This is a genomic window from Haloarcula sp. MBLA0163 (assembly GCF_055632435.1).
This window is the reverse complement of sequence record NZ_JBVMVV010000004.1, coordinates 170,133-195,437: the sequence shown is the minus strand read 5'-3', so window position 1 is coordinate 195,437 and position 25,305 is coordinate 170,133. Positions and strand designations below refer to the sequence as shown.

Below are 25,305 nucleotides of genomic sequence, written 5' to 3'. Positions count from 1 at the left end.
GGCTCAGCGCTCGCTCCACGGTGGGATCGGGTACTTGAACTCGAGGGAGCGCTGGGAGTCAGTGTTCGGGTAGGCCAGTCGCTGGGCACCCTCCCACCACTGTCCGGTCGGTGCGGTCAGGTCGCCCTCGGCCGGGAGGCCGTTGTCCTCGAAGCCGAACTCGCCGATAACCGTCTGGAACGTCTCGCTACGAAGTGCGCTCTGGATGGCGTCTGCCTCGGTCGAGCCGGCGGCCTGCACAGCTTGCAAGGCGACCTGCGTGAGGTTGTAGGAGCCACCGACGTTGACCGGCATGTACTGACTCTCTGTGTCGTACTCGCTCATGTAGGACTCCCGAAGACGCTGGTTGCCGTTGCCCGTCAGGCCTGGGACCCAGCCCGGGCACATCAGAGCGTACGCGCCGGCGTCACTGAGCGCCGACCACCATGCCGACGGGTCGGCTCCGCGGACAAACTTGAGCATCTTCGGGGACCAGTTGTTCGATTGCATCTGGTTGACCGCCGTGATACCGCCGCCAGGTGTCGGATTCGACAGCAAGACTTCGACGTCAGCACTCTGTGACTGGCTGATGAGCGTAGAGAAGTCCTGTGACCCGATTTCGAACGTCTCACGCAGGACGATGTCGTACCCCTCGTTGCTGAGAGTCTCCTGCCAGTAGTCAGCTTGCTCCTTACCCCACCCCGAGTTCGGTTCCCAGATACCGACCCGGTTCGGTCGGTTGCCCTCCGGGATGAGTTCAAGCGTCCCGAGCGTCGACCGAGCGACGTCACGGGACTTCGGGAACGGTGCGTACGTCCACTCGTAATTGTCGTTGCGGTGGGGTGCCTCGTACGCGAAGGCGATGCCGAGGAACGGGAGGTTCTGGTTCTCAGCGAAGGCGCTCCCTGCGGTAACCAGCAGACTGGAGAAACTCCCCCAGATCATGTCGACGTCGTTGTTACTCGTCATCTGCTGGAGGTTCTGTCGGAGCGTCTGGGCGTCACTCTCGTCGTCCTGCAGGATGAGTTCGACGTCTCGGTCGAGCTGTTCGTTCATCCTGGCCTGGCCGAGTTCGTAGCCACGCCGGAGGTCCTGACCGAGCGAGGAGAATGCGCCCGTCTCCGGGATCGTCCCCGCTATCGTCAGCGTTTCGTCTCCACCTCCACCCCCGCCACCGAATGCACATCCAGCGAGACCGGCCATCGCGGCAGCACCGGCAGTTCCTTTGAGATACGACCGACGTGTGACTGGGTTATCGTCGTTGACCATACCGTATAGGCTGATATAGATGATAGATTATAAAGATACCCGTTATTGCGGGGGGAATGTCATACCGGAAAGGGGTACGAGCGCGTTCAGAGACTGAGTCGGCCGACCGATTCTGCTGCTACGACGAGGGACTAGCCTCGGCGTAGAAGTTCATCGCCTCGAACACCGGTCGGTCAGTCATCCCGAGCAAGATGGCCTCCCCGTCGTCGGGTTCGTGGTGATGAGTCGCATCCGGCGGGACCACGAAGATGTCTCGCTCACTCCACTCGAGCGCCTCGCCGTCGACGTGGGTCGCACCGTCTCCCTCGACGACGAAGTAGACCTCCGTCGCGTTGTGGAAGTGTGCGTCGGTGGCCTCCTGCAGCAGTTGAGCACGGAAGGACATCGTCGGGAACAGCGGCGGCGACCCGGTCGCGGGGTTGACGTACGAGAGGCTGTACCCGTCGTAGGGGTCAGGCTCGTCGTTCTCGGCCCGCTGGTGAAGCGACTGGACCATCTCCGACCACTTGAAGCGGTACGGGGGTGTCGCCTCTCGGATGCCCTCGAACGGGCCGGGAATGCTCCCGTCTTTCGCCTCGCCTTCCGGGCGGCCGCGGCCGTACTGAGAGTCCCAGTAGCCTTGCGTCTTGGTGACTGGTTGGCGTTCGAGTTCGTGGTTCTCGAACGTGTTCCGAGCGTTCAGCGAGTCCAGTACGAGCGGCAGGTCGAGGACGTCCAGCCACGCCGCCGTCTCGTCCGAGTCGTTGACGTGGTCGTGCCATTCCCACTGGGGGGTCGTGATCAGGTCGTTGTCCTGCATCGGGAACTCTTCGCCCGCGACGACGGTCTTCATGTCCTCACTACCGTCGATAGTGAACCGGAGCGCGTTCGCTCCGTGGCGGTGGGAGGGCGCTGTCTCGCCGGGCGAGACGGTCTGGACGCCGACGTATATCGTGTTGGAGATTGCGTTGCCGAACGATGCGTTGATGGGTACCGCCACCCGCCGTTGGAAACCCGGAGGCAGGTCGGCGATAGGGACGTCGTCTTCGACGCCGTCGATTGCCGCCTGGATATCTTCCCACTTCCAGATGTCCGCTTCCAGGTCGTCGATGGTGTTCCCGAAGTCGTCCTCTACTTCCCACAGCGGACGGAGGTTGTGCTTCTCGAGGATGCTCCGTGTGTCGGAACTCAACTCGAGTTGCTCCTCTAGCTCCTGTTCATCTGGCTCTGTCTGGGCCATAGTGTATCAACACGTTAGCACACCACCATCATAAGTGTACTGGACAAACACCACGGAGCGGGCTTGAAAAGGCTTCAAACGGCGTTTCGGGGCGCATAGCTATCTCTGGGCAGCGCCGGCGTCGTCGGTCCACGTCCCTCGAGTCCGAAGCTACACCTGCACTTCGAAGACATCGGCGGACGAGAACACCGACCGGCAGTCCTCGCACACCATCTGTCTTTGAATGGCGTATTCCCAGAGTTTCCCGCCGCAGTCCAAGCAGTCGAAATGCGCTTCCACGAACGGGTCTTCCTCAGCGTACGGGTTCTCGAATTCCGCCATATCGATACAACGTTGGGGAATCGATAAAAACGCTTCGCTACCTCGAAACCTTACTTTCGACACCGTCGGTCACTGTTCGGCATAGGCCGCCATCGCGTCTCGAAGCCCGTCGGGTACCTCGATTGCACCGCCGCCACCGTGTTCGGCACACACTCGCTGTTCGTACCCCTCGAATGCAACCGCCCCGTCACAGGTCGCGGAATAATCGAATCTGACGCTTCGGTCACCTACATCAGGAGTCAGCGCGATCGTCACATCGTCGCCGGCCTCGACGGGCGACTCGAACTCGAAGTCTATCTCGACCAGTGGGAGGCCGAAACCGTGGTCCTGTGAGATCTCCCAGAACGGATAGTCGATCTCTTGCATGAACATGTCCGACGTCTCGTGGAGGGCGTCGACGATGCGGGGATAGTGCGCAATGCCGAACGGGTCCGAGTCGGAGAACCGGACTGTCCAGACGCGTTCGTAGCTCATCGGTCTACCCCTGCTTCTGCCTCTGTCCCAACTGCCGCGTCCCCTGTGGCCTCCGCCTCGAGAACGACGAGCGCGTCCAATGCGACGGCACCGTCTGCGGACACGAGCACTGGATTGACGTCGAGCTCCGCGATGGGGTACTCTGTTACGAGGTCCCCCACGCTCGCCACGACGTCGGCGAGTGCGTCCACATCCGCCGGTTCGCTCCCTCGATACCCCTCGAGCAGCTCCGCAGCTTGTAGTTCCTCAATAGCCGCCTTCGCTTCTGCGTGGCTGATTGGCGCGATACGGTGGCTCGTATCTTCGAACACTTCGGTAAACACGCCCCCCAATCCCGTGAGGACCACTGGCCCGAACGAAGGGTCGCGCAATCCTCCGACGATGACCTCGGTGCCAGCGTCGACGTCGAATGCTGCTTCGACGAGGACGTCCGCCTCGATAGACCGCTCAGTGGCCGCTTCGAAGATCCGCTTCGCGGCGGAGCGAACACCTTCGGCAGACGTGACGCCGATTGTGACGCCAGCGCCATCGGCCCACTCGCTCTTGTGTGTCACCGACGGTGAGGACACCTTCACGACGATCGGGTACCCGATTTCCTCGGCTGCCCCGACGGCCTCGTCCACGCTCTCACAAACCGCGAACGATGGAGTCTCCAGACCCACGTCTCTGAGCAATCGTTTCCCTTCGGCTTCTGTGAGTGTGTGTCGCCCGTCCGCGCGAGCAGCAGCGACTGGGTCCTCAGTCATCGGCGACCACCTCAGTGTCTCCGACGGGCTCCCGCAGTCCAGCGTAGCGGGCGAGGACGGCGGCGGCGTCGGCCGCTCTTTCCGGTGTCTCGAACATCGGTACGCCGATGTCGGCCAGCGCCGATTCATCTTCGGCCATGTCTTCCTCTATACCGTCGGTGGCGAACAGGACCGGCTTGTCGACCCGTTCTGCGAGGCCGTCGAGGGCCTCGACAGGGAGTCCCATGGCCTGTTCGTACAGTTCGTAGACCAGCACGATGTCGATGGCGTCGTCCTCGGCGACTGTGGTCACGACGTCACCGAACGCCGGCATCGGACGGCCCGTGTCGACCGGATTGTCGGTGTAGGTTACTCCAGGTAAGATATCCTCCACCCGGTCACGGGTCTCGGGTGATAGTTCGGGTAGCTGGCCGCCGCCTCGCTGGATTCGGTCGGTGATGATGATGCCGGGCCCAGCCTGTGCCGTGACAACGCCGACGTTCGGGCCGTCCGGTACTGGCGAATTCCCCAGTGCCGCGGCCGCGTCCAGTAGGTCGTCGGTCGCGTCCACCGTCGGCACGCCGTACTGAGCGAAGCCGGCGGCGTACAGTTCGTGATCTCCGGTGAGAGCCCCAGTGTGCGATTCGGCGAACGCACCCACGTCCGACTGACCCACCTTGTAGGCGACGACCGGCGTACTGCTGCTACGACAGGCCTCTAACAGGGCGCGTCCGTCGTCCGTCCCTTCGACGTGGAGGACGATTGCGTCGGTCCGTTCGTCCTCGTCGAAGTACTCGATAGTCTCGGTGAACCCGACGTTAGCGCGGTTGCCGAGGCCGACCATCGCGGAGACACCGCGCCCCTGTCTCCGAGACTGGAAGGCCAGCGCGTGCGCGACACCTCCGCTCTGCGCGACGACGGCGGTGTTGCCCGCCGGTAGCTTCTCGGCGCCGCTGGCGAACGAACACAGGAGGTCCGTCTCCGGAACGACGAACCCGCTCGTGTTCGGACCAAGCAACGAGATGTCGTGTCGATCTGCCGTCTCGACGACCGAGGCCTGTAATCGCTCGCCCTCCTCGCCCGCCTCTGCGAACCCACCGGCGTAGATGACCGCCGCTCCGATACCGGCCTCGCCGCACTCCGCGAGAACGTCCGGCGTCGCCGGGCCGGGGACACAACAGAGCGCAAGGTCGACCTCGTCGTCGATGTCGGTCACAGAGGCGACGAACGCCCTGCCGAACAGACGCCCCTCGCTGGACGGGTTCACCGGATACACCGGTCCGTCGAACTCGGTGGCGTTCGCCATCGCCTCGTAGCCTATCTTGCCTTCTGTGGTAGAGGCGCCGACGACGGCCACAGCCGACGGGTCGAACATCTGTCTCAGAGTCACGGTATCCACTTCTCGCAACTGGCTCAAAGCGTTTTCCCTCGATACGAAGTGACAGGGGTAGGTTTATCTGAGTGGATAAGGTACGAACTCCCAATGGCGCTACTCGAAGGGCAGAATCTCACGAAGAAGTTCGGCGGCGTCGTGGCTATCGACGACGTCTCCTTCTCCGTAGAGCGCGGCGAGGCCGTCGGACTCATCGGCCCGAACGGTGCGGGGAAGTCCACACTGTTCCGGACCGTAACCGGAGTCCACGAACCGACCGAGGGTCGAGTCTTCTTCGACGACGAGGAGATTACGGGACACGCCCCGCACGAAATCTGTCACCGTGGCCTCGCGAAGACCCATCAGATCGTCCGACCGTTCGAGAGCATGACGCTGCTTGAGAACGTAGCTGTGGGCGCTGAGTTCGGTGGCCGAGAGTTCGACGACGTACGTGGACGAGCCCGCGAGATGCTGGAATTCGTGGACCTGGCTGACCTCCAGTACAGTGAACCGGACGAACTGAGTGTCGGCCAACTGAAACGGCTCGAGATCGCGCGAGTGCTGGCGACCGACCCCGAACTCGTCCTCTTCGACGAGGTGGCCGGTGGACTCGACCCTGAAGAGACAGAGGACATCGTCGAACTCATCGGCGACATCAAAGACGAGGGGAAGACTGTCTTCCTCATCGACCACGTGATGCGGGCGCTGATGACCGTCAGCGAGCGAGTGATGGTGCTGAACAACGGTCGCCTCATCGCCGAGGGAACACCCGACCAGATTCAGAACGACGACGAGGTCATAGAGGCGTATCTGGGCGAACACGCCAACGAGGACCTCTCGAACGCCGTGACCGGCGACTAACGATCCCGATCGTTACGACGGTTTCCCGGCGAACTCGACGAACGACCGTATCTTCTCACTTGCGTTCTCCGTGACGTTGGACCCGTGATACACGAGTCCCACATCGAACTCGTAGCCTAACAACCGTTCGAGGTTCTCGTCGGCGGCTGCCACGTCTGCCGAGTAGAACGCCGTCGGGAGAACGAAGTACCCCGGTGGGAGGCCGCGTGAATCAGACCCGAACAGGGCGTCACCCAACACCGCGATACCAGCTGCCTCGTCGACGAGTGCGTGGTGTGACGGTGTGTGGCCGGGGACGTGGACGGCGGTGAACGGTCCGACGAGGTCGCCATCGGCGTATCGGTGGTCGACAGCTACCTCCGCCTCGACATCCTCGGGGACCCACGTCTCGAGGCTGTATCGTTCGACGAGGCCTGTGAGGCCACCGATGTGATCGGGATCACCGTGCGTGATGACGATACGCTCGGGAACCACCCCGAGGCCGTCGAGTGCGTCGACAACGACGTCGACGGTGTCTTCGAACCCGGCGTCGACTAGTGTCGGCGTCTCGCCATCGAACAGGAAGACCCGATAGCGCGCGTCCGGGACAGTCTTGACAGTGATGTCGTACACATCCGGTGCTATTTCTGTCGGCATTCCACTCGAAGACTGGTCCGGCACCTGCAAGCCTCTTTCGCCACCGATAGTCTGATAGTGGTCGATGGTGTGACACTCGATACCCAGAATGTCGGACGAAACTGCGAGTCGCGCGGCCGTCTTCCGTGGTGTCGACCCGGCGTGGCTGTCAGTGCCGGTCGGACTGCTCGCCACGGGAGCGGTCCTCCGGTTCGCCCCGCTCCCTGCCGGCGCAGCACGGATGCTCGGAATCACTGTCTTCTGCGTCGCTCTCTGGGTCGGGACCCCAGTCAAACCGTGGTTCACGGCACTGCTTGGCGTTGGTCTCATCGGCGTCACGTTCTCGACGGACCTCGCGTTGACGGGGTTCCAATCCCCAGCGACCTGGCTGGTCGTCGTCGGTATCCTCATCGGCGAGGCCGCCCGTCAGAGCGGGCTGGCGGACCTCGTCGAGCGACTGGCCCTCCATCGGATGCCGGCGGCAGTGGCGACGGACGCCGTCGCGGCCTATCGGTACCTACTCCTCGTCCTCTCGTTCGGGAGTCTAGTACTCGCAGTACTCGTCCCATCCTCACTGGTCAGGGTGCTCATACTCGCTCCGATTCTCCAATCACTCGGGGACCTTTTCGACGAGCGACGAGCGAAGATCGGTATCTTCCTCGGCCCCCTGTTCGCGACGTTCTACGGCTCGTCGGGTATCCTCACCGGGTCGCTTGCGAACATCATCGTAACTGGTCTCGTCGAGTCCAGCGGCGGCCCGGCGATTACGTGGACCGAGTGGACGCTTTGGCTCGGTCCGGTGATGGGACTCGGGCGCGTCGCGCTCATCGTCGGCATCGCCTACGTGCTGTACCGCCCCTCTGACCCGGACGCTGTGAACGCACCAGAGCGGGACGGTACCGTGACCACAACGCCGAGAGAACGTCGGATGCTGGCGTTCCTCTTGCTCGGCGTCGCCATCTGGGCGACAGACTTCCTCCACGGCTTGCACCCGCTGTTCGGGGCCGTCGTGGTGACGTTGCTGGCGTTCGCTCCGCAAATCGGTGTCGTTGGAGCCGAGGCCGCCGGGGAGGCGGATTTCTCCATCCTCTTCTTCCTCGGCGCTATCTTCGCCATCGCTGAGGGACTACGACAGACGGCGTTCACGGATCTCGCCGCGAACCGCCTCCTGTCGATACTCCCGGCCGACCCGTCGCTGCCGCTCGTACTCGGTGTCGTTGTCGTGGCGGCGCTCGCACTGACACTCGTGATGGAAGGGCTCGCCGTCGCGAGCGTCCTCACCCCCATTTTGGTCTCTTTCGCCACCAGCGCCGGCATCCCGCTCGTGCCGGTGGCGATGATCGAGGCTGTCGCACTGAACGCCTACTTCTTCCCGTATCAGTCGGCAGTGCTCGTGGCTATCCTCGGCCTGGACGTGGTCGATTCGATGGAACTGACGAAGATGGCGACCGTCTGCTCGCTCGCGACGCTTCTCTTGCTCGTGCCGGTCCAGATAGCGATTTTCGCGATCGCGTTCTGAACTACTTGTCGGGGAAGTGCTCCTCGATTAGCTGGCTCCGTATGACGGTCCCTGTGTCCGTCCGTGCGAGTGGGTCGCTGGTGACGGCGTACTCCCTGGGCCGCTTGAAGTCCGCCAGCGAATCCGTCTCTAAACAGTACTCGTCCAGTTCCGAGGCCGAGATATCGCTCTCGGTGACGACGACTGCGGTGACGACCTGCCCCCACTGTTCGTCGTCGAGGCCGAATACACACACCTCCTTGATGTCTGGATGGCTCTCTAGAGTGGCTTCCACCTCGGCGGGATAGACGTTCTCTCCTCCGCTGACTATCATGTTGTCCACCCGGTCGACGATGTAGAGGTAGCCGTCTTCGTCGACGGTTGCCACGTCACGGGTGCGGAGCCAGCCGTCGAAGTAGGTCTTCGATTCGGCCTCGTCGTTGTCTATGTAGCCATCGGACATCCCCGGACCGCGCGCGATAATCTCTCCACGTTCACCGGCGTCGACGGTTGCTTCGGGGTCTGGATTCTCGTCTAGTGGGGCGGTCTCGACGACTCGCAGGTCCCACGAGAACGAGGCCTTGCCGATTGTGCCCGGATGGTCGTCCTGGACGCTCGGGTGAGCGAACGTCAGGTCCGGCCCAGCCTCCGTCATGCCGTAGGTGTTGTACACGCCGTCCGTCAGTCGGGCAGTCGTCTCCTCCACGAGGTCTTCGCTGACGATGGACCCCCCAGTCCTGATGTATTCCAACTCGTCGACGTCGAAGCCCGCCTCGCGCTGGACGCCGTTGAGCGCTTTCAGCTGGGTCGGCACGGCGAGGAGGCCGCTCACGTCGTGTTCCTCGATGAGTTCCAGTGCCTCTCTGGGGTCGAACGAGGTGTGGAGGACGACTGTCGCGCCCGCGACGAAGTGAGGATAGAGCCACGCGTCGGTCGTCACCATGTGGTACCACGGTGTCGTGCACAGCGCCGTGTCGGTCTCGTCGATGCCGTGTTCCATCACGACTTGGATGGCACCGTACCACAGTTGCTCCTGGTCGAAGGGGACTGCTTTCGGCGTACTGGTCGTCCCGCTGGTGTAAAGGACCCCACACTCATCACCCACTGGGAGCGAAGAATCGAGCTCAGGAGGCGCCTCGTCGATGACCGAGTCGTATGATTCGACGAGTTCGTGGTCGACCTCACGGTCGCCAGCGTGAATCGCCGTCTCGAACCCACCACGGTCGAGCAGGTCACGCGCCGTGTCCGCGTTGGCGTCGTCGAACACGAGAGCACGGGCAGACGCAGTCTCAGACATTCGCTCTAGTTCTGCTGCCGTCGCGCGATACGACAGCTGGACACTGCCCACACCACGCTTGTTGTTGGCGAGCATCGATTCGACTGCAGGGAGGCCGTTGAGTGCGAGGACAGCACATCGCCCGTCACCGACCCGCTGTTGGAGTGCGTTCGCCAGTCTCGTGCTCCGCTCGTCGAGCGTCGCGTACGTGAACGATTGCCCGTCTTCGGTGATGATGGCCCTTTCGTTCGGATGACAGCGAACTGTCCGGGCGAATGCCTCTCTGAGTAGCATGGTGATGCTGTTAAGATGTACCAGACTAACTGCAGTATTAATAGTTCTGGTTACACCGACGTGACCGGGACGGTGTGTCTTATGTGGCTCCGTCGGTTAATCGGCCCATGGCACGGGGGCTCGTCGGGCTGGCTGCACACGTCCGACCGGTGTTCATGGTGCCAGTCGTCGCGACGTCGCTCTGCGGGGCTCTGCTAGCCCCGAGCGTGAGCCTCTGGCTAGCGGCCCAACACGCGGCCGCTGTCGGAACGACGCTGTACGTCGCCCACCTTCGGGACGGATTAGTGGACGGTCACGTGCGCGGTGAGGAACGGCCGTCACTCTCGGTCTCTACGTACCGTTGGGCGACGGGGGTCGCTGTCGTTCTCTCGCTCGGACTCGCGTGGTCGCTGGCGGTGACAGCAGGTGTCGTCGCAGTCGGCACCGTCCTCGGACTAGTCTCTCTGGCGCTGCTGCACGCACCGTACCTCGACAGGCACCCTGTCCCAGTCACCGCCGATTACCCGGTCGGCATCGCTCTGACACTCGTGGGCGGATTCGCTACGCAGACTCGGCAACTCCCGAGTGACTTAGTCGCGGCAGCCCTCTGTATCGCGATGCTGTTGGCCGGTATCAAGATCGGCATCGACCGACTTGACGCGGCGTTCGACCGCACCGTGGAGAAACAGACGATTCCGGTCCTCGCCGGGGAAACCGGCGCCGACAGAATCGCCATCGGCTGTTTCATCGCCACTGCGCTCCTCATCCTCGGTTTCGTCGCCTCGGGTGTCTTCCCACCTCTCGCCGCTCTCGCAGCACTCGCTGCCGGCGGTTGTGCAGTGGGGACTCTGGTCACGACGCCTCGATGGGCAGTGAGGGTTCAAATGGCACTGAGTTACGCCTTCGTCGGGTCGTTGTTCGTCGGGTTGTGCATGGACCGCTGCGCGGCCTGGACCTGGACCACCAGACTCGTCCACTCGTCAGCGGTAGGCCAGATTCAACTCTATCTCGTCGGTGGCGGCTCGCAGTTGGTCGAGTACCTCGCCTTCGCACCGCTCCTGTGAGAGGCGGTGTGCGGGACCTGCGATGCTCAGTGCCCCCTGTATTTCGCCTTCGAACATCAACGGGATACCGATGGCATGCACGCCTTTGAGGTCTTCACTGCGATTGAGTGCGTACCCCTGTTCCCGAACCTGTTCCAGTTCTTCGAACAGCGCCTCGCGCGTGGTGATAGTGTTCTCAGTCCGAGCCGGAAGACCGTGTTCGTCGACGATGTCGTGTATCTCCTCCTCGGGCAGGTGGGCTAGTATTGCCTTCCCACCCGAGTTACAGTGCATATACGCCCAGGTCCCGAGAATAGTGTTGATGTCGATGTCGTTCTGTCCGCCGCGGCCGTAGATGTACATCGCCTTCCCGTTCTCGTGAGTGATGAGCCACGCCATCTCACCGGTCGCTTTCTCGAGTTCGTCGACCGCGTGCATTCCAGACCTGAAGATACCCATCTGCCCTCGCACGTACTGGCCGTAGTCGAAGAACGCCAGTCCGAGGTGGTACTCCCGTCCTCGTTTCACCACGAAACCGTGCTCACGCATACTCGTCAGGTGGCCGTGGACGGTGCTCTTCGCGATACCGAGCCGATCTGCCAGCTCGGTCACTCCTGCACCGTCGTGTTCCCGGAGAGTTTCGATGAGAGCGAACAGCGTCTCGTCGGATTTTATTCCGTTTCCGGTTTTCGAGCTCTGTTCCATACAGTCGACAACGTATACATCACAATTAAGCATTGCTGAATGGGCGGCCAGGTAGCACTGACTGGACGTCCGTTGTTCGATACTGTCGAAAACACCGCCGCCCCAGCTACCTCGCCAGATACTAACTACTGTACATATGTTATTTTAGTCGATGATTGGTGTCTCGGTCCTCTTCGGCCGCAGTTCCACGGTATCTGGCTGACAGCTCTACGTAGTTCTCGTGGGTCGCACCGATCTGTGCTATCTGGTCCTCGCTGAGTGGGCGTGTCTCGGCAGGGACCCCGTAGGCCATGTGCCCCTCGGGTACTCGCTGACCCTGTTTGACGACGGCGTTCGCGGCCACGATACAGTTCGATTCGATGGTCGCGCCACCCATCACTGCGCTTCCCATTCCGACCAGCGAGTGGTCGTGCACCTCTGCGTAGTCGACGACTGCTCCATGGCCGACTGTCACCTCGTCACCGATTGTCGCGCCGTGGACCATGGTGAATTCCTGCACGTTGGTCTCATCGCCGATCTTCACCTGACCGCCGTCACCCCGCAGACAGACGAAAGGCCAGATACTCGACCGTGCACCGACTTCCACGTCGCCGACTGCATAGGCCATCTCCGAGACGAACGCTTCTTCCGAGATTCGAGGGCTCGACCCATCGTAGGAGCGCTGCATACGGATTCGACCGACGTGCAGTTACTAAAACATAGGTGTCTGTACTGAACCAAATATTCGCTCCTGTCGAACAACATTCCTTGAGTATCAGCCTGCCATGGTCAGTGCTACTGCTTTCGTTCGGCGGGTGGCCGCTGTAGACGTTCTACGAGAGGGTCCTCGAGTGATAGCTCCATTTCAAGCTCACCACCCATATGTTCGACCACGTCGAACCCAATGTTGTGGTATACCGATACGGCAGCGTCGTTCTCAGCGTCGACTGTCAGCGTCAGTGCATCGTGGTCTCGGTCTGCTGCGTGAGCTACGAGGTGACGCACAAGTTCCGACCCGATACCTCGACCCTGTGCCCCGTTAGCTACGAAGACCACCATGTGCGGCGCTGCATCATCACCCGGCGTCACACCGGTGTGTCCGACGAGCGTCGAGTCGATTTCGGCGACGAGGCTCCAACCTTCGTCGATAAATCTGTCGAGCCACCGCCGGAGTCTCCTCTCGGTTGCTGGCGGCAAACCCATGGTTCTGTCCGATGGGTCGAGTTCGAGATACATCTCAACGAGTGCTTCTGTATCAGTTGGTCCGTGCGGGCGGACGAGCCCCTGAACAGAGTTCTGGTCGGTGAACCGAGGACAACGGGGCGGACAGTACGGCGTCCCCACGCACTCCCCGTTGTCCCAACCATCGCAGGCCCGCGTGTCTTCTCGAGCCATATCAGACATTAGTATCTCTGCCCATTTCAGATATCGTGGGAACACGTGCGGGTGAGAATACACAGTGGATATAAGGGCATCTGTGCTGAACAAGCTGATATGGTACGATTACTGGTAGCGCTGGACGACGACCTTGCGCAGGCACACGCACAGATACGCGCCATCGAGGACATGGTCGATACAGCAGACGGTGCAGAGGCGTTCCTGCTACATGTCTTCGACGACAATCCCGAGGGAGCATCTGTCCATCAAGTGGAAGCAGTGAGAGAGACGATGGACCGCCTCGAAGCCGAAGGTGTCACCGTCGAACTCCTCGAGTCGAGCGGCGACCCAGCCGGCGAGATACTAGAATACGCCGAGGAGTACGACGTCGACCAGATCTGCGTCGGGGGTCGGAAACGAACCCCTGCAGGTAAAGCGCTGTTTGGGAGCGTCACCCAGGACGTGATTCTCGGGACTCACCTCCCGGTTCTCGTCTGCGGGAGCGAGGACGAGTAACAGTCAGCTCGCATCGACTGCCTCGTCGAGATTCCGTTCCAGCGACTCGACACTGTCACGTATCTGCGCAATCTGTGCCGTTTGGCGTTGGTTCGCGGCTGCGAGTTCGCCTACTTCGTCGGCGACCTTCGTCACGCCCTCGACAGTTCTATCTAAGAGTGACGTGATCTCCTCCGCGCTGGTCGCTTGATTATCGGTCGCATCGGCTATCTGGTTTAGCTGCGTTGCGATGTCCGCAATCGAGTCCTGTATCTGCTCCTGATTATCGTTCACCGCTCGTATCTTCGCTTCGATGTCGGCCACCATCTCGGTCGTCTTCTCTACGCTATCGACCGTCGTCGTCGCTATCCCCGAGACTGAGTCGATCAAATCCTCGATTCTGTCGGCCTCTTCCTGTGACTCGGTGGCAAGGGCTTTGACCTCCTCGGCGACGACGGCGAACCCTTCGCCCGCTTCACCTGCGCGAGCGGCCTCGATGGACGCGTTGAGCGCCAGCATGTTTATCTGTTCTGCGAGGTCGTCGATAGTAGCGACTACGTCGTCTATCTCAGCGATCCGGTCCGCTAGTTCTGTCGCGTCGGTCGCCATCTGTTCGCTCGCATCTGAGACTGCTTCGACCGTCTCCAGGAGTTCCTGTGTGGCGTCCTCGGAGTCTTCGGCCAACGTCTCCGTCTCGTCGCTCTGCGTACTGATGGTCTCGACGCTCGAGGCGACCTCCTCCGTCGTCGCGCTCAACGTCTGTATCTCATCGTCGACGCCATCCACGTTCTCGGCCTCCTGCTCCGCTATATCTGCTATCTCCGCCGCGTTCTCGGCGACCTGACCGGCTGCTGATTCTAGATCCGTGACTGACGTCTCGAGTTCTTCTTGCACCTTTCGTTGGACCTGCTGCATCGACTGTCGCTGTTCGACGAGGTCTGTGACTCGGCTGACGTACTCGAAGCACCCCACGACAGTACCGTCCGGCGAAACAAGGGGTACACCGGTTGCCCGAACGTGCCAATCGCTGCCGTCATCGTGCGTGCCTGATCTGACATCCGTCTCCCGGACTGCCTCGCCGGTCCGAGCCACCTCCTCTGCCAGCGTCTCGGTCACCTCGTCGGTGCCGACGACTTCGTGTGCTGGTCGACCGAGCGCTTCTTGTGCCGACGTGCCGATGAATGCCGCCTGTTCGTCGTTCCAGTGAGTCAATCGGCCGTCGCCGTCGACGACTATGACAGGTTCGGGGAACCGCGCAGCGAGTTGGTCGAAGAGATGCCGCCAATGGTCGCGTTCGGCGCGGATACGCTCAGTTTCGTCCATCTCGTCCGACAACTCTGGCGCAAGAGTCGCATCGTTGGTGGCAGGCATCGTGATGAGTGGACCTTGTCAACACCTTCGTGTTAAGATATTGCATACCGGAAACGGTCAGATGTTCGTGGATCCGCCACCCGGTTACTCGTCGCGCTGTCGCCGCACCATCGCGGTCGCTTCGTAGGAAATGACGACCTGGTCGTCCTGGTTCATCCCTTCGTGGTACGTGGTCACCAGCCCTCGGCTGGGGTCGCTTTCGGAAGGTCGCTTGTCGACGACCTCGCTGCGCAACCGCAGCGAATCGCCCGGCCGAAGTGGGTGGCGCCACCGTAGGTCGTCGACTCCGACGCCGGCTTGTGTGGCTGTATCCTCGCTGTGCTCGACGTGGAGGCGCATACAGATAGCAGCAGTTTGCCACCCTGAGGCGACGAGGCCACCGAAGACAGATTCCTTGGCTGCCTCCTCATCCGTGTGAAACGGCTGAGGGTCGTACTTCTCACCGAACTCTATGATGTCGGATTTAGTGATTTGGAACTCCTCGGAGTGGCGCACGTCGCCGACCGTGATGTCGTCGTAGAAACGCATATCCTCCTGAATGTGGCGGGCGAACAAAAATCCGGCGTGCTGCTGCCACTGTCTCGTTTCACCGCTGCCGTTCCCAGAGTACATAGTCGAAAATTATATTCAGGGCTCCAGAGAACTATTCCTATGAGCCTCCCAGACCTGTTCGACCCGGACAGCATCGCAGTCATCGGTGCCTCAGAAACAGCTGGTAAACTCGGTAACGACGCCATGGCGAACGCCAAAGAGTTCGACGGCCCCGTGTATCCCGTCAATCCCTCGGGTGAGGGGTCAGTCTACGGGTACGAGTTCGTCGACTCCGTTTCGGAGACCGACGCGGACCTCGCACTCTGTTGTGTCCCTGCTCCGGCAACGCCAGACGTACTGCAAGAGTGTGGCGAGGCCGGCGTCGGGGCCGCAGTGGTCTTCGCGGGGGGGTTCGCCGAAGCCGGTCCGGACGGTGAACAACTCCAGGAACAGATCCATCATACTGCTGCTGAGTTTGGCATCTCTGTGCTCGGACCGAACACCGCTGGGCACATCATCCCACACAGAAACGTGTTCAGTTCCTTCGTACCGGGCTTCGACGAGATAGAGAACGGTGACGTCGCCATCGTCGCACAGAGTGGCGGGGTGGGCGTGACCGCCACGTTCCAGCTAGACCGCGAGGGGTACGGGACAGCGGGAATGTACGGTCTCGGTAACCGAGTGAACACGGACTTCGACGATGTCATTCCCGTTCTGGACGACGACCCCCAGACGGACGCGATAGCACTACATATCGAGGGAACCAGCGAAATAGACCCTACCGTCGATGCCATAAACGAAGCGAGTACGCCCGTCGTCGCCCTGAAGTCCGGAAACCGAATGGAGGAGTTCGTTCAAGCACACACGGCCGCACCGATCCAGGAGTACGGCCGCTACGAACGCGAGTTTACCGACGCCGGTGCCATCATGGCCGATTCGATGACAGAATTGCTGGACGCGAGTCGCGTCCTTGCGACGTGTCCGGAACCCGACGGTCCGAACGTAGGTCTCGTCACTGCGCAGGCTGGGCCGGGTATCATGATGGCGGACTATCTGGAGGAACGAAACGTGAACTTCCCGGCCTTGACCGAAGAGACCCGCGGACGTCTGGACGACATTCTGCTAGGGTTCACGTACGACCAGAACCCCGTCGACACGGGTCGGCCGATGCCAGAGTTCGGTGAGGTCATTGACGCGGTCGGTCGGGACGATAACGTCGACATCGTCCTCGTCTACGAGATATTCGAGCACTCGCTCGGCTATCCGGTCGAAGAACTCGAACGCCTCACGAACGATATCGACAAGCCAGTCGTGTTTACCGTCGCTGGGCCGGACGCTGCTCTCACGGAAGACAGAGAGCGGATGGAGGAACTCGGCGTCGCGACGTTCGACACCCCGGAGCGAGGCGCTTACGCCGCGTCCGTACTCGCCGAAGTGTCTCGGTCAGCCTCCTATCGCTGACGACCAGACGTCATTGCCGGCCCCAGTGTAGCAACCGGAGACCATCGATCGTATCTGCTCTGCTCCACCACTCACCAGAAACGTTTAGGTAGCATCAGTCATCATCGTTTGTATGGTTCGAGAAAGCGAGCTGGCAGAAGCGGCTGCCGAAGCTGGTGACCTTCCAGACCCGCGCGACATCGTCGGTGAACACGAGGAGATACCAATCACCGATATCTTCGACGAGGCGTTCATGCAGGAACACACCGACTTCGAGAACTTCGACGAGATGGTGGCAGCGAGCCCGTCTGATGCCGATTCGGCAGCAGAGCTGGACCTCGTCCCGGACGGGACGTGGGACGAGTTTGTCGCGGAGACCACGACGTTCGAGGACGAGGAGACGATGGTGTTCGCCGCGCGCGATCACTGGGTCGAGACGCAACTGGGCCTGTAACGCCGATCGGTTCGAGACCGCTCGCCCGTCGATAGCTGTGCGAATATTCGACGCTAGAGGGGCTGAAAAGGCCGTATGACCCAACTCGACCACAATAATTATGAGGGTCCTGTCACAAGAATCATACAGACACGATGAGCACCACTGATGCGGATCGCCCGGTGTTGATTGCCGGTGCGGGCCCAGTCGGCATGACGACAGCGCTCGCACTGAACGCACGCGGCGTGCCAGCGAAGATTCTGGAAGCGGACTCTGCGGACCGTGACCGGTCTGGGAGCCGCGCCATCTACGTTCACGGCACGACGCTTCATACTCTCGAACGAGTCCATCCGGGGCTCGGAGAGAACCTAGTAGCGGAAGGACTCGTCTGGCCGACCCGGCGGACCTGCTGGCGGGGGAAGGAAGTATTCAAACGGACATACGACAACCCCGGTGGTGACGGGAAGTTCCCCCACTTCACCAGTGTCCCTCAGGTCCGTACAGAGGAATACATGCACGAAGCCCTCGATGAAGCTGGTATCGACATCCACTGGGACTGTGCTGTCGAAACAGTCGAGTCCAGCCCTGAAGGGGTTCACGTCGAAACCTCCGATGGCCAGGAGTGGGAGACGCCCTACCTCGTCGGTGCCGACGGCGGTGGTTCGACGGTCCGTGACGAAATCGGAGCCGAGTTCGAGGGCGACCAATCGAAAAACTCCTTCATCATCGCCGACGTCGACGAGCTCGAAGACGAAGACGAGCAGTGGCCTCTCGAACGTCTGTTCCACTACGACGACCCTGACGTGGGCGGCCGTAACGTGATGCTCGTCCCGTTCACTGGCGGGTGGCGGCTCGATATCCAGTGTATTGAAGGCGATGACCCTGACGAACTTGTCACCGACGAGAAGATGCGCGAGTTCGTCGCCGCAGTGATGGGCGAAGAGTACGAAGACAACTTGACATGGGTCTCTAGTTACAAGTTCCTCCAGGTGATGGCCGATACGTTCGTCGACGAGCACCGACGCGTACTGCTCGCCGGCGAGGCCGCACACCTCCTGGCACCGTTCGGCGCACGTGGGATGAACTCCGGTATCGCCGACGCCGACGAGGCCGCCTCTGCCGTCGCCGTCGCGTACCGTGCTCAGACGGATGCCGTTGCTCGGGACGAGGTCGAACTGTACGCCGCTCGCAGGGAGAAGGCTGCGGAGTACAACCTCAACGCGGCGGGGCAGGCTCTGGAGTACCTTCAGGGTGAGAACCCGGCGACAGTGCTCCGGAAGGAAGCTGCCGCGTCGCTAGCGGACTACTTCGAACCGGCTGGTGAGTACCTTGACGATGCGCCATACGGTCCTCACGACGCACCACCTATCGTCTCGACGGGGAACTACTGAAACGGTGTCAGACACGACCAGCCTTCGTCTGGTCACGAACCTACCGTGGGGCTTCCGGTCCGGTTTTATGTGGACCGGTCTGTTTTTGTGGAGAGTCGTCGTCATATGTGTCTGCCTATCGAAAACTCCAACCAATACTAAATGAGGACAGAAATAAGACCAGCCTATCGCTGTAAGTCCTTAGCTACGGAGCTATATCGAGAATTCTAATCACCAGTGGGGAAATAAACATACAGAATGCAAAAATAGATTATAGAAAATCAAAATATGAAGGCAAATATGTAATTTGCAATCATTTATGGGTGAAATAATGCCAATCGCTGCTAACTACCTCTGTGAAGGGTATCATCAAGGTAGTTTGAAGGTAACTTTGTCCTCACTGGTTCAACCGCTCTGATCAGGAACATGGAGGAATTCGATTTCTTGGTCATCGGGTCCGGGTCCGGGCTGGACGTCGCAAACGTCGCAGTGAATCGGGGCCAGTCGGTCGCGGTCGTGGAGAAGGGGCCACTCGGCGGGACCTGTCTCAACAGGGGTTGTATCCCGTCGAAACTTCTGCTGTATCACGCGGACGTGCTCGAGACGGTCGAACGCGCAGAGGAGTACCACATCGACGCCACCGTCGAGGGGGTCGAGTTCACCGAAATCGTCAGGGGAGTCAATGAGGAGGTGCGTGCCGACTCGGCGTCGATTCGTCGAGGACTGGAGTCGTCGTCGAAACACGAGTTATACGACGGCGAGGGCAGATTCGTCGACGAACGAACCGTCGAGATTGCAGGCGGTGACGACGCTGGCGCTCGGATACGGGCCGACACCGTACTCATCGCCGCTGGATCGAGACCGGCGATTCCAAACATCGACGGTATCGAGGACGTGGCGTTCCTGACGAGCGATGAGGCACTCCAACTCGAACAGCTACCCGACCGACTCGTCATCGTTGGCGGCGGGTACATAGCGGCCGAACTCGGGCAGTTCTTCGGCACGTTCGGGAGTGAAGTGACCATCGTCGGTCGACGGCCGGTACTCCTGCCCGAAGCTGACGAGGAAGTCGCCGAGGCGTTCACAGACCGATACGCGGACCGATTCACCGTCCACACGGGCCACGCTGCCACTGCCGTCAGCCGACGCGACGGAGAACTCGAGCTTGAAGCACAACCGTACGAATACGGCGACGACGCCGGTACCGTCGACGGCGCAGACAGCCTGACCGTGGCCGGTGACGAGTTGCTCGTTGCCGCCGGACGGGTACCGAACTCTGATACCCTGAATCTCGACGCGACCGGCGTCGAGACCGACGAACGAGGATTCGTCGAGACGGACCAGTACCTCCGGACAGACGCGGACGCGATCTGGGCGCTCGGCGACATCGTCGGTGAGTATTTACTGAAACACAACGCCAACCACGAAGCCAGGGCAGTGGTACGGAACCTCTTCGGTGAAGACCTCGAACCCGTCGACTACAGCGCGATGCCCTTCGCCGTCTTCGCCTCGCCCGAAGTCGCTGGCGTGGGTGCGCGCGAACAGGACCTGGCGGCCGAGGGACGGGAGTACGCGACGAACACGTATCGGTACGAAGAGACGGCACGAGGCGACGCGATGAAAGCCGAAGGATTCGTGAAGGTGCTCATCGACGTAGACGGTGCGATTCTCGGGTGCCATATTATCGGTCCAGATGCGTCGACACTCGTGCAGGAAGTCGTCGTCGCGATGAAAGCAGGATCTGGGACGGTCAGAGACATCCGGGAATCTGTCCACATCCACCCTGCACTCCCTGAAGTCGTCCAGCGAGCGTTTTCCGGACAGTTCAGCCGAGGTGGATCGACCCTCCACCGACACGACTAGCGCGTGGTGAGCACTACTAATGCTCACCCAGTTTGGCCCCGCACCGTCGAACCCGACATCCCCTGTTCTCGAATTTCCCGCTGACTTTACTGATTTGCACTTTCGATTATACTCCGTTTGCGGCCGACACACCGGTTCTTACTCTCTTTCACTATTTTCGCCGACCCCCATTGCAGAAACCAGTCCTGCGGCTATAATTGTTTGAATGACATAATTGGTCTATGAACACCAAATCGGCTATCACGCAGGCGAAGACAGTCAAGCGCGTGTTCGGCGAGAAGAACGTGACGTTCCTCGCCGGAAGTATCGCCTACAGCGCGTTCATATCGCTCGTGCCACTGGTGATGTTCGTTCTCCTCGCGGTTTCTGTGTTCGGCGCGCCCGACCTACAGCAACAAATTATCGAGGTGACCACTACCAGTGTCTCCCCGTCGGTCGGCGGCGTCATAGCGGTCATGATCGAACAGCAGCGCGAGGCCGGGACCGGATCCACCATCGGGGCATCTCTAATCGGGGTGTTCACGCTCGTATGGGGTGCCATCAAGGTGTTCCGCGGCCTCGATACGGCGTTCTCGGAGGTCTACGAGACGACCGCCCGGGAGTCGTTCGTCGGACAGATTAAGAAGAGTCTGCTCGTGCTTCTCACCCTCACGCTCGGGATCATCGCGATGGTCGTTGCGACTGGTCTCGTCGCGTTTTTCTCTGTCATTCCGTTCGTCGGGATTCTGGTCCCACTGGTACTCGTCATCGGTCTCATCGTCGCGTTCTTTCCGATGTACTACCTGTTTCCGGACATCGACTTGGAGCCGCGGGAGGTTGTTCCAGGGACGATTGTCGGGGCGGTCGGTTGGGCTGTTTTGCAGGTACTGTTCCAGTTGTACGTCTCCCTGAGTGGCGGTGGCGGTGGCAATCTGATCGCGAGCATCCTCCTGTTAGTCACCTGGCTGTACTTCAGCGGTGTCGTGCTCCTGTTAGGCGCCGTCGTCAACGCAATCGCGGTCGGGAGAGTTGGTGATTACACGTCTGAGTCGGACGCGCCGTTGTCGTAGGTCCGTCGGAGAAGGATCAGCCAGACTACTTAAGGAATTGCTGGTGAGCGCGGCTGCGGGTAAGTAGGTCCATATGAACCGGTATCTACCGACTGTTTTTGTATCGAAAGTGCAAGTTCACGATACGGTCGTCGGCCGCTCGTGTTCTCACCCAAGAGCGTGCATGTGGTCGACGACCAATTCTGCCCGAGCAACTACAGTGGTTCTCGGACGCCAGTCGTGTCTTTGCTCGTTCAAGAGCATCCACTACAGAGCCCGGCATGGCAATTGTAGCGTGAACCCGAACAGACTCAGTCATACACGTGGTACCAAGGAACGGACCCCGACACAGTACGGACCATGTGACTCCCACCCCTCGTCTCACCGGGGTCCGACTCCCAGTTCGCCCGATGTCTGGTGCACGGATGGGACTGAGACGAGGCGGGTCGATGGCCCTCGCGTGAGGAACGGGGGCTATCAATCCGTCCCATCTCTTGGGCCGGAGAACTGACACGCAGGTGTGCGTCCTACTGCACCGACATCATGTAGGCGATATCCACGCCGATACAGGGCAGCAGTCACGTAACTCCTCGGTACTCAGGGGAGCGCTCTCGAGAGAACGACTGCCAGGGAATCTTCAAGCGACGTAGTCGTACAATCCAGTAGGGTCGTTGGCAGTGAGTCACTGAGGAGTATCATAGTGAGTTGATTACCCACGCTTGAAGTGTAGGACCTGCAGACAGTCGGCCGTGTCTAAACCTGAAACGCGAAATTCCTGACTAGTTCCCTCCCGAAAGCTCCGAGACATCTGCGGTCGACGTCCGACAGACCACACACCGATACACATAACAGCCGAGGTGGTGCCGCCGCCAGTTCTTAGCCGGCCGAGGCCTTGGAATGCCCATGGAACCCTATCCCGGCTTTCACTCGCTGCACGAGGAGACAGCGACGTCGCTTGCGGTGACGGGTACCTTACCGGAGTGGCTCACTGGCAGTCTCGTCCGGAACGGCCCGGGGCTTTCGACGTTCCGTCGGGTAGCAACGTGGACCACTGGTTCGACGGATTCGCGATGCTATATCGGTTCACCTTCGACCCGGGGACACGGGCTGGTGGTGCCGACGGAGACACGGTCCACTACTGGAACCGATTCCTTCGAACCGACGCGTACGAGGCCGCACGACGAGACGACTTCGAGGGTGGGTTTGCAACGGGCGAGACCACGCTCCGGTCACGTCTGGCGACCTTTCTGACGGACCCGTACGACAACACCAACATCATCGCGGAGCGAGTCGGCGACGACTACGTCGCTCTGACTGAATCACCGAGGAAGGTCCGGTTCGATCCGAACACGCTCGAGACGGTCGGCCACCTCGAGTACGACGACGATGTACCAGCAGGGCAACTGTCCTGTGCTCACCTCAAGCGTGACCCCGCGACGGGGGTGCTGGTCAACGTCGAGACAAGGTTCGGGCGCACCAGCAAGTATCACGTCACCGCGACCACCTCAGCGGGCGACCGTCGGCACGTCGGGAGTGTCGACACGGACCGGCCGGCCTACATGCACAGTTTCGCCCTGACACCGCGGTACGTCGTGCTCACGGAGTTTCCCCTACGACTCGACCCGCGGCGGTTCCTCAAGCCGGGCCGACAGGCACCATTCATCGAACAGTTCGAGTGGGACCCAGACCGTGGAACCCGAATCGTCGTCATGGACCGGACGACCGGTGCGGTGGTCGCTGAACCCGTCATCGAAGCTATGTTCGGCTTTCACCATATCAATGCCTTTGAACGAAACAATGGTCGAGAGATCGTCTTCGATCTCGAAACGGTGCCTGACGCGACCACGATAGACTCACTGTATCTGGATAACCTCAGGGCCGGCGAGATGGGTGCTATCGTCGGTCGTCTCGAACGGTTCACTGTCGACATTGGCACCGCCAGCAGGACTCCTCGCTACGGCGGTGGGGAGGCAACTGTGGGACGCGAGATGCTCTACGGTGATGGCAGCGCACTGCCGACGGTCTCACCCCGCTGCTGGTGCAGTCCCCATCGGTACATCTACGCGATGGGGATGGACACGCCCGTCACCGAATGGGCCCGTCGGATACTCAAACTCGACACGGCTACGGGCTCGACCAAAACGTTCGATGGTGGTGGTGATTACTTCGGTGAGCCGATTTTCGTCCCGGCACCCGACGCCGACAGCGAAGACGACGGCGTCGTCTTGACGGTTGGTCTCGATACCGACCGCGAACGGTCACGGTTGCTCGTGCTTGACGGGACGACGTTCGAGGAACGCGCTCGGGTGACGCTGCCCCATGCGGCCCCGTTCGACTTTCACGGCCGCTACTTCCCGGAACTTCGAGTGGCGACTGGCGGCTGACCAGTCAGCGCTACGTGCTATCTTCAGTCACTGCGTCGGTATACCAGTATGCCCACAGAATCAATACCCCTTGGAGAGGTAACCGGGCCCACCGGGCCAACGCCGAGGGGTCACCCCCGCCGGGTGCCCCCTCGATAGCGACCATCGATACCGCCATGTACACGTTCGCGGGGAAGATCGCGACGAGTAACGCGATCGTCGCCCACGCAGCATACGGACGTGTCCGTGGCACCAGCAGCCCGATTCCGACGGCGACTTCGGCGACGCCGGAAAGATACACCAGAACCAGCGGCGCCGGTAGAGCCGGGGGTACTATCTGGACGTACAGCTGCGGAACGAGGAAATGCAAGATACCGGCGACAACGTACAGTGGCCCCATCACGTACAACAGTGGACGTTTGAACCGGTCCAGACCAACACGCATCGCCTCCGGGTACGGGTAGGAGTGGGAAGCAAGTTCGGATACAGGACTTCACCCGGCATTCTGCCTGTCCCGCCCGGACTACAGTCGGCCGAGATAGATGCGAGAGGCTCGTCTGAACGCATATCGGACCCGTCTTGAGAGAACGCCGAGTGTCGTGCTGAAGACCACGACGGCGAGCAGCGCAGCCAGAGCGGCTACGACGGCCGCTGAAAGCCCGATACCAGTCATAGCACGGACGACAGCCCAGGTCGCCATGGCCGTCGTGCCCAGACCAACGATGAGTCGCAGCACGATTGCCGTATCGACCAGCGGCGTCCCGAAGATTTCGGTTGCGTGGTAGACCACGTAGCCACAGACGGCGAGGTTCATCACGGCATAGCCGAGGGCACCTGCGACAGCGCCAGCTTGCGCCCCGTACACCACGGGAATTGGGAGTCCGAGTCCGAGCCCCAGTAGTTTCGTACGGAAGCTCACGCTCGGTCGCCCGACGCCCTCGATGGCGTGTGATGCCAGTGTCCAGAAGCCTCGGAAGAGGTTGACACCGCCGACGAGCAAGACCGTCGTCGAGAACGCGCGACGAGTGGCCGAGAACGCGATATCGGCAAGCAAGCCGTGCGCGGCGAGCAGATATCCGAAGACCAGAAACGTGACACCAGTCCCACTGGTTACCGCTGCGCCGAGATACGCGCTGACATCCTCCTCTGCCGCAGTGTCGCCACTGACCTTCGTGAGGAGCGGCGAGGACAGCTCCCACGCGATGGTGGCCCCGAAATCGGCGATCCGGTCCGCCGTCTCGTACACGCCAACTGCAAGCGGCGTCGCGACGACGCCCAACACGTACACAGGCATGTTGTACGAGAAGCGATCGAGTATCTGGTCCGGGATACTCCACCTGGCAAAGGCCCAGGCCCGTCTGAGCTGGGTCCCGTCCGGGCGGCTCGGCACGATTCCGACCCAGACCCATGCCAGACCATAGACGA

The 25,305-nt window shown here is 61.1% G+C and carries 24 protein-coding genes and 1 pseudogene; 10 read left to right on the top strand and 15 right to left on the bottom strand.

Annotated elements, in window-relative coordinates:
• Window positions 1-3: 3 nt before the first annotated feature.
• From ACV7GQ_RS19670 to ACV7GQ_RS19645, 6 genes are all read right to left on the bottom strand, one after another.
• Entirely contained in the window at window positions 4-1,248 is a 1,245-nt protein-coding gene (locus ACV7GQ_RS19670) for an amino acid ABC transporter substrate-binding protein (protein WP_470313373.1), read from the bottom strand.
• Between the two features lie 118 nt (window positions 1,249-1,366).
• Entirely contained in the window at window positions 1,367-2,467 is a 1,101-nt protein-coding gene (locus ACV7GQ_RS19665; RefSeq protein ID WP_470313372.1) for a cupin domain-containing protein, read from the bottom strand.
• Between the two features lie 150 nt (window positions 2,468-2,617).
• Window positions 2,618-2,788, bottom strand: coding sequence for a hypothetical protein (locus ACV7GQ_RS19660; RefSeq protein ID WP_470313371.1), 171 nt, complete (start codon window positions 2,786-2,788; stop codon window positions 2,618-2,620).
• Between the two features lie 69 nt (window positions 2,789-2,857).
• On the bottom strand, window positions 2,858-3,262 hold the full coding sequence (locus ACV7GQ_RS19655; protein ID WP_470313370.1) for an acyl-CoA thioesterase: 405 nt from the start codon (window positions 3,260-3,262) through the stop codon (window positions 2,858-2,860).
• Window positions 3,259-4,008 carry an acetate--CoA ligase family protein gene (locus ACV7GQ_RS19650; protein WP_470313369.1) on the bottom strand — a complete coding sequence of 250 codons (750 nt, stop codon included), beginning with the start codon at window positions 4,006-4,008 and terminating at the stop codon, window positions 3,259-3,261. The genes ACV7GQ_RS19655 and ACV7GQ_RS19650 overlap by 4 nt, the downstream gene beginning before the upstream one ends.
• Complete coding sequence (locus ACV7GQ_RS19645) at window positions 4,001-5,377, bottom strand: CoA-binding protein (protein WP_470313368.1); 1,377 nt, start codon at window positions 5,375-5,377, stop codon at window positions 4,001-4,003. The genes ACV7GQ_RS19650 and ACV7GQ_RS19645 overlap by 8 nt, the downstream gene beginning before the upstream one ends.
• A gap of 93 nt (window positions 5,378-5,470) precedes the next feature.
• Here ACV7GQ_RS19645 and ACV7GQ_RS19640 point away from each other — a divergent pair, with 93 nt between their 5' ends.
• Window positions 5,471-6,220 (top strand): ABC transporter ATP-binding protein, encoded by a 750-nt coding sequence (locus tag ACV7GQ_RS19640; protein ID WP_470313367.1) that lies wholly within the window; start codon window positions 5,471-5,473, stop codon window positions 6,218-6,220.
• A 12-nt stretch (window positions 6,221-6,232) separates the two neighbouring features.
• On the opposite strand, the gene ACV7GQ_RS19635 is transcribed toward ACV7GQ_RS19640, so the two are convergent.
• Window positions 6,233-6,832 carry an MBL fold metallo-hydrolase gene (locus ACV7GQ_RS19635; protein WP_470313366.1) on the bottom strand — a complete coding sequence of 200 codons (600 nt, stop codon included), beginning with the start codon at window positions 6,830-6,832 and terminating at the stop codon, window positions 6,233-6,235.
• A 112-nt stretch (window positions 6,833-6,944) separates the two neighbouring features.
• Here ACV7GQ_RS19635 and ACV7GQ_RS19630 point away from each other — a divergent pair, with 112 nt between their 5' ends.
• Window positions 6,945-8,354, top strand: coding sequence for an SLC13 family permease (locus tag ACV7GQ_RS19630; RefSeq protein ID WP_470313365.1), 1,410 nt, complete (start codon window positions 6,945-6,947; stop codon window positions 8,352-8,354).
• Between the two features lies 1 nt (window position 8,355).
• Here the strand turns inward: ACV7GQ_RS19630 and ACV7GQ_RS19625 are convergent, their stop codons facing one another.
• Window positions 8,356-9,903: a class I adenylate-forming enzyme family protein gene (locus ACV7GQ_RS19625; protein WP_470313364.1), complete on the bottom strand. Its 1,548-nt coding sequence runs from the start codon at window positions 9,901-9,903 to the stop codon at window positions 8,356-8,358.
• 107 nt (window positions 9,904-10,010) lie between these two features.
• Between ACV7GQ_RS19625 and ACV7GQ_RS19620 the strand changes: the two genes are divergently transcribed.
• On the top strand, window positions 10,011-10,946 hold the full coding sequence (locus tag ACV7GQ_RS19620; protein ID WP_470313363.1) for a UbiA prenyltransferase family protein: 936 nt from the start codon (window positions 10,011-10,013) through the stop codon (window positions 10,944-10,946).
• On the opposite strand, the gene ACV7GQ_RS19615 is transcribed toward ACV7GQ_RS19620, so the two are convergent.
• The 3 genes from ACV7GQ_RS19615 to ACV7GQ_RS19605 form a co-directional block, all read right to left on the bottom strand.
• Window positions 10,863-11,630: an IclR family transcriptional regulator gene (locus ACV7GQ_RS19615; RefSeq protein ID WP_470313362.1), complete on the bottom strand. Its 768-nt coding sequence runs from the start codon at window positions 11,628-11,630 to the stop codon at window positions 10,863-10,865. The genes ACV7GQ_RS19620 and ACV7GQ_RS19615 overlap by 84 nt on opposite strands.
• A gap of 139 nt (window positions 11,631-11,769) precedes the next feature.
• Window positions 11,770-12,297, bottom strand: coding sequence for a gamma carbonic anhydrase family protein (locus ACV7GQ_RS19610; protein ID WP_470313361.1), 528 nt, complete (start codon window positions 12,295-12,297; stop codon window positions 11,770-11,772).
• Window positions 12,298-12,404: 107 nt separating this feature from the next.
• Window positions 12,405-13,004 carry a GNAT family N-acetyltransferase gene (locus ACV7GQ_RS19605; protein ID WP_470313623.1) on the bottom strand — a complete coding sequence of 200 codons (600 nt, stop codon included), beginning with the start codon at window positions 13,002-13,004 and terminating at the stop codon, window positions 12,405-12,407.
• Between the two features lie 99 nt (window positions 13,005-13,103).
• Between ACV7GQ_RS19605 and ACV7GQ_RS19600 the strand changes: the two genes are divergently transcribed.
• A complete protein-coding gene (locus ACV7GQ_RS19600; RefSeq protein WP_470313360.1) occupies window positions 13,104-13,502 on the top strand; it encodes a universal stress protein in 399 nt (132 codons plus the stop codon).
• 3 nt (window positions 13,503-13,505) lie between these two features.
• Here ACV7GQ_RS19600 and ACV7GQ_RS19595 read toward each other — a convergent pair whose 3' ends face one another.
• Together ACV7GQ_RS19595 and ACV7GQ_RS19590 are read right to left on the bottom strand one after the other, a co-directional pair.
• On the bottom strand, window positions 13,506-14,852 hold the full coding sequence (locus ACV7GQ_RS19595; protein WP_470313359.1) for a methyl-accepting chemotaxis protein: 1,347 nt from the start codon (window positions 14,850-14,852) through the stop codon (window positions 13,506-13,508).
• 84 nt (window positions 14,853-14,936) lie between these two features.
• Complete coding sequence (locus ACV7GQ_RS19590) at window positions 14,937-15,380, bottom strand: MaoC family dehydratase (RefSeq protein ID WP_470313358.1); 444 nt, start codon at window positions 15,378-15,380, stop codon at window positions 14,937-14,939.
• A gap of 123 nt (window positions 15,381-15,503) precedes the next feature.
• Here ACV7GQ_RS19590 and ACV7GQ_RS19585 point away from each other — a divergent pair, with 123 nt between their 5' ends.
• The 6 genes and pseudogenes from ACV7GQ_RS19585 (at window position 15,504) to ACV7GQ_RS19560 (ending at window position 23,901) form a co-directional block, all read left to right on the top strand.
• Window positions 15,504-16,844 carry a CoA-binding protein gene (locus ACV7GQ_RS19585; RefSeq protein WP_470313357.1) on the top strand — a complete coding sequence of 447 codons (1,341 nt, stop codon included), beginning with the start codon at window positions 15,504-15,506 and terminating at the stop codon, window positions 16,842-16,844.
• A 112-nt stretch (window positions 16,845-16,956) separates the two neighbouring features.
• Window positions 16,957-17,277 (top strand): hypothetical protein, encoded by a 321-nt coding sequence (locus tag ACV7GQ_RS19580; protein WP_470313356.1) that lies wholly within the window; start codon window positions 16,957-16,959, stop codon window positions 17,275-17,277.
• Window positions 17,278-17,411: 134 nt separating this feature from the next.
• On the top strand, window positions 17,412-18,647 hold the full coding sequence (locus ACV7GQ_RS19575) for an FAD-dependent monooxygenase (RefSeq protein WP_470313355.1): 1,236 nt from the start codon (window positions 17,412-17,414) through the stop codon (window positions 18,645-18,647).
• A gap of 405 nt (window positions 18,648-19,052) precedes the next feature.
• Complete coding sequence (locus tag ACV7GQ_RS19570) at window positions 19,053-20,489, top strand: dihydrolipoyl dehydrogenase (RefSeq protein WP_470313354.1); 1,437 nt, start codon at window positions 19,053-19,055, stop codon at window positions 20,487-20,489.
• A 221-nt stretch (window positions 20,490-20,710) separates the two neighbouring features.
• Entirely contained in the window at window positions 20,711-21,538 is an 828-nt protein-coding gene (locus tag ACV7GQ_RS19565) for a YihY/virulence factor BrkB family protein (RefSeq protein ID WP_470313353.1), read from the top strand.
• Window positions 21,539-22,420: 882 nt separating this feature from the next.
• Window positions 22,421-23,901, top strand: a pseudogene (locus ACV7GQ_RS19560) (carotenoid oxygenase family protein).
• 10 nt (window positions 23,902-23,911) lie between these two features.
• Here ACV7GQ_RS19560 and ACV7GQ_RS19555 read toward each other — a convergent pair.
• Entirely contained in the window at window positions 23,912-24,325 is a 414-nt protein-coding gene (locus ACV7GQ_RS19555; protein WP_470313620.1) for a DoxX family protein, read from the bottom strand.
• A 78-nt stretch (window positions 24,326-24,403) separates the two neighbouring features.
• The gene (locus ACV7GQ_RS19550) at window positions 24,404-25,270 is read right to left on the bottom strand and encodes a hypothetical protein (protein ID WP_470313619.1); all 867 of its coding nucleotides are present in this window, start codon (window positions 25,268-25,270) and stop codon (window positions 24,404-24,406) included.
• Between the last annotated feature and the right edge of the window lie 35 nt (window positions 25,271-25,305).

Excerpts from the sequence above, each read along its gene's own strand:
- ACV7GQ_RS19670 (WP_470313373.1), bottom strand. The coding sequence starts at position 1,248 with ATGGTCAACGACGATAACCCAGTCACACGTCGGTCGTATCTCAAAGGA.
- ACV7GQ_RS19665 (WP_470313372.1), bottom strand. The coding sequence starts at position 2,467 with ATGGCCCAGACAGAGCCAGATGAACAGGAGCTAGAGGAGCAACTCGAG.
- ACV7GQ_RS19660 (WP_470313371.1), bottom strand. The coding sequence starts at position 2,788 with ATGGCGGAATTCGAGAACCCGTACGCTGAGGAAGACCCGTTCGTGGAA.
- ACV7GQ_RS19655 (WP_470313370.1), bottom strand. The coding sequence starts at position 3,262 with ATGAGCTACGAACGCGTCTGGACAGTCCGGTTCTCCGACTCGGACCCG.
- ACV7GQ_RS19650 (WP_470313369.1), bottom strand. The coding sequence starts at position 4,008 with ATGACTGAGGACCCAGTCGCTGCTGCTCGCGCGGACGGGCGACACACA.
- ACV7GQ_RS19640 (WP_470313367.1), top strand. The coding sequence starts at position 5,471 with ATGGCGCTACTCGAAGGGCAGAATCTCACGAAGAAGTTCGGCGGCGTC.
- ACV7GQ_RS19630 (WP_470313365.1), top strand. The coding sequence starts at position 6,945 with ATGTCGGACGAAACTGCGAGTCGCGCGGCCGTCTTCCGTGGTGTCGAC.
- ACV7GQ_RS19625 (WP_470313364.1), bottom strand. The coding sequence starts at position 9,903 with ATGCTACTCAGAGAGGCATTCGCCCGGACAGTTCGCTGTCATCCGAAC.
- ACV7GQ_RS19620 (WP_470313363.1), top strand. The coding sequence starts at position 10,011 with ATGGCACGGGGGCTCGTCGGGCTGGCTGCACACGTCCGACCGGTGTTC.
- ACV7GQ_RS19615 (WP_470313362.1), bottom strand. The coding sequence starts at position 11,630 with ATGGAACAGAGCTCGAAAACCGGAAACGGAATAAAATCCGACGAGACG.
- ACV7GQ_RS19610 (WP_470313361.1), bottom strand. The coding sequence starts at position 12,297 with ATGCAGCGCTCCTACGATGGGTCGAGCCCTCGAATCTCGGAAGAAGCG.
- ACV7GQ_RS19605 (WP_470313623.1), bottom strand. The coding sequence starts at position 13,004 with ATGGCTCGAGAAGACACGCGGGCCTGCGATGGTTGGGACAACGGGGAG.
- ACV7GQ_RS19600 (WP_470313360.1), top strand. The coding sequence starts at position 13,104 with ATGGTACGATTACTGGTAGCGCTGGACGACGACCTTGCGCAGGCACAC.
- ACV7GQ_RS19595 (WP_470313359.1), bottom strand. The coding sequence starts at position 14,852 with ATGCCTGCCACCAACGATGCGACTCTTGCGCCAGAGTTGTCGGACGAG.
- ACV7GQ_RS19590 (WP_470313358.1), bottom strand. The coding sequence starts at position 15,380 with ATGCGTTTCTACGACGACATCACGGTCGGCGACGTGCGCCACTCCGAG.
- ACV7GQ_RS19585 (WP_470313357.1), top strand. The coding sequence starts at position 15,504 with ATGAGCCTCCCAGACCTGTTCGACCCGGACAGCATCGCAGTCATCGGT.
- ACV7GQ_RS19580 (WP_470313356.1), top strand. The coding sequence starts at position 16,957 with ATGGTTCGAGAAAGCGAGCTGGCAGAAGCGGCTGCCGAAGCTGGTGAC.
- ACV7GQ_RS19575 (WP_470313355.1), top strand. The coding sequence starts at position 17,412 with ATGAGCACCACTGATGCGGATCGCCCGGTGTTGATTGCCGGTGCGGGC.
- ACV7GQ_RS19570 (WP_470313354.1), top strand. The coding sequence starts at position 19,053 with ATGGAGGAATTCGATTTCTTGGTCATCGGGTCCGGGTCCGGGCTGGAC.
- ACV7GQ_RS19565 (WP_470313353.1), top strand. The coding sequence starts at position 20,711 with ATGAACACCAAATCGGCTATCACGCAGGCGAAGACAGTCAAGCGCGTG.
- ACV7GQ_RS19555 (WP_470313620.1), bottom strand. The coding sequence starts at position 24,325 with ATGCGTGTTGGTCTGGACCGGTTCAAACGTCCACTGTTGTACGTGATG.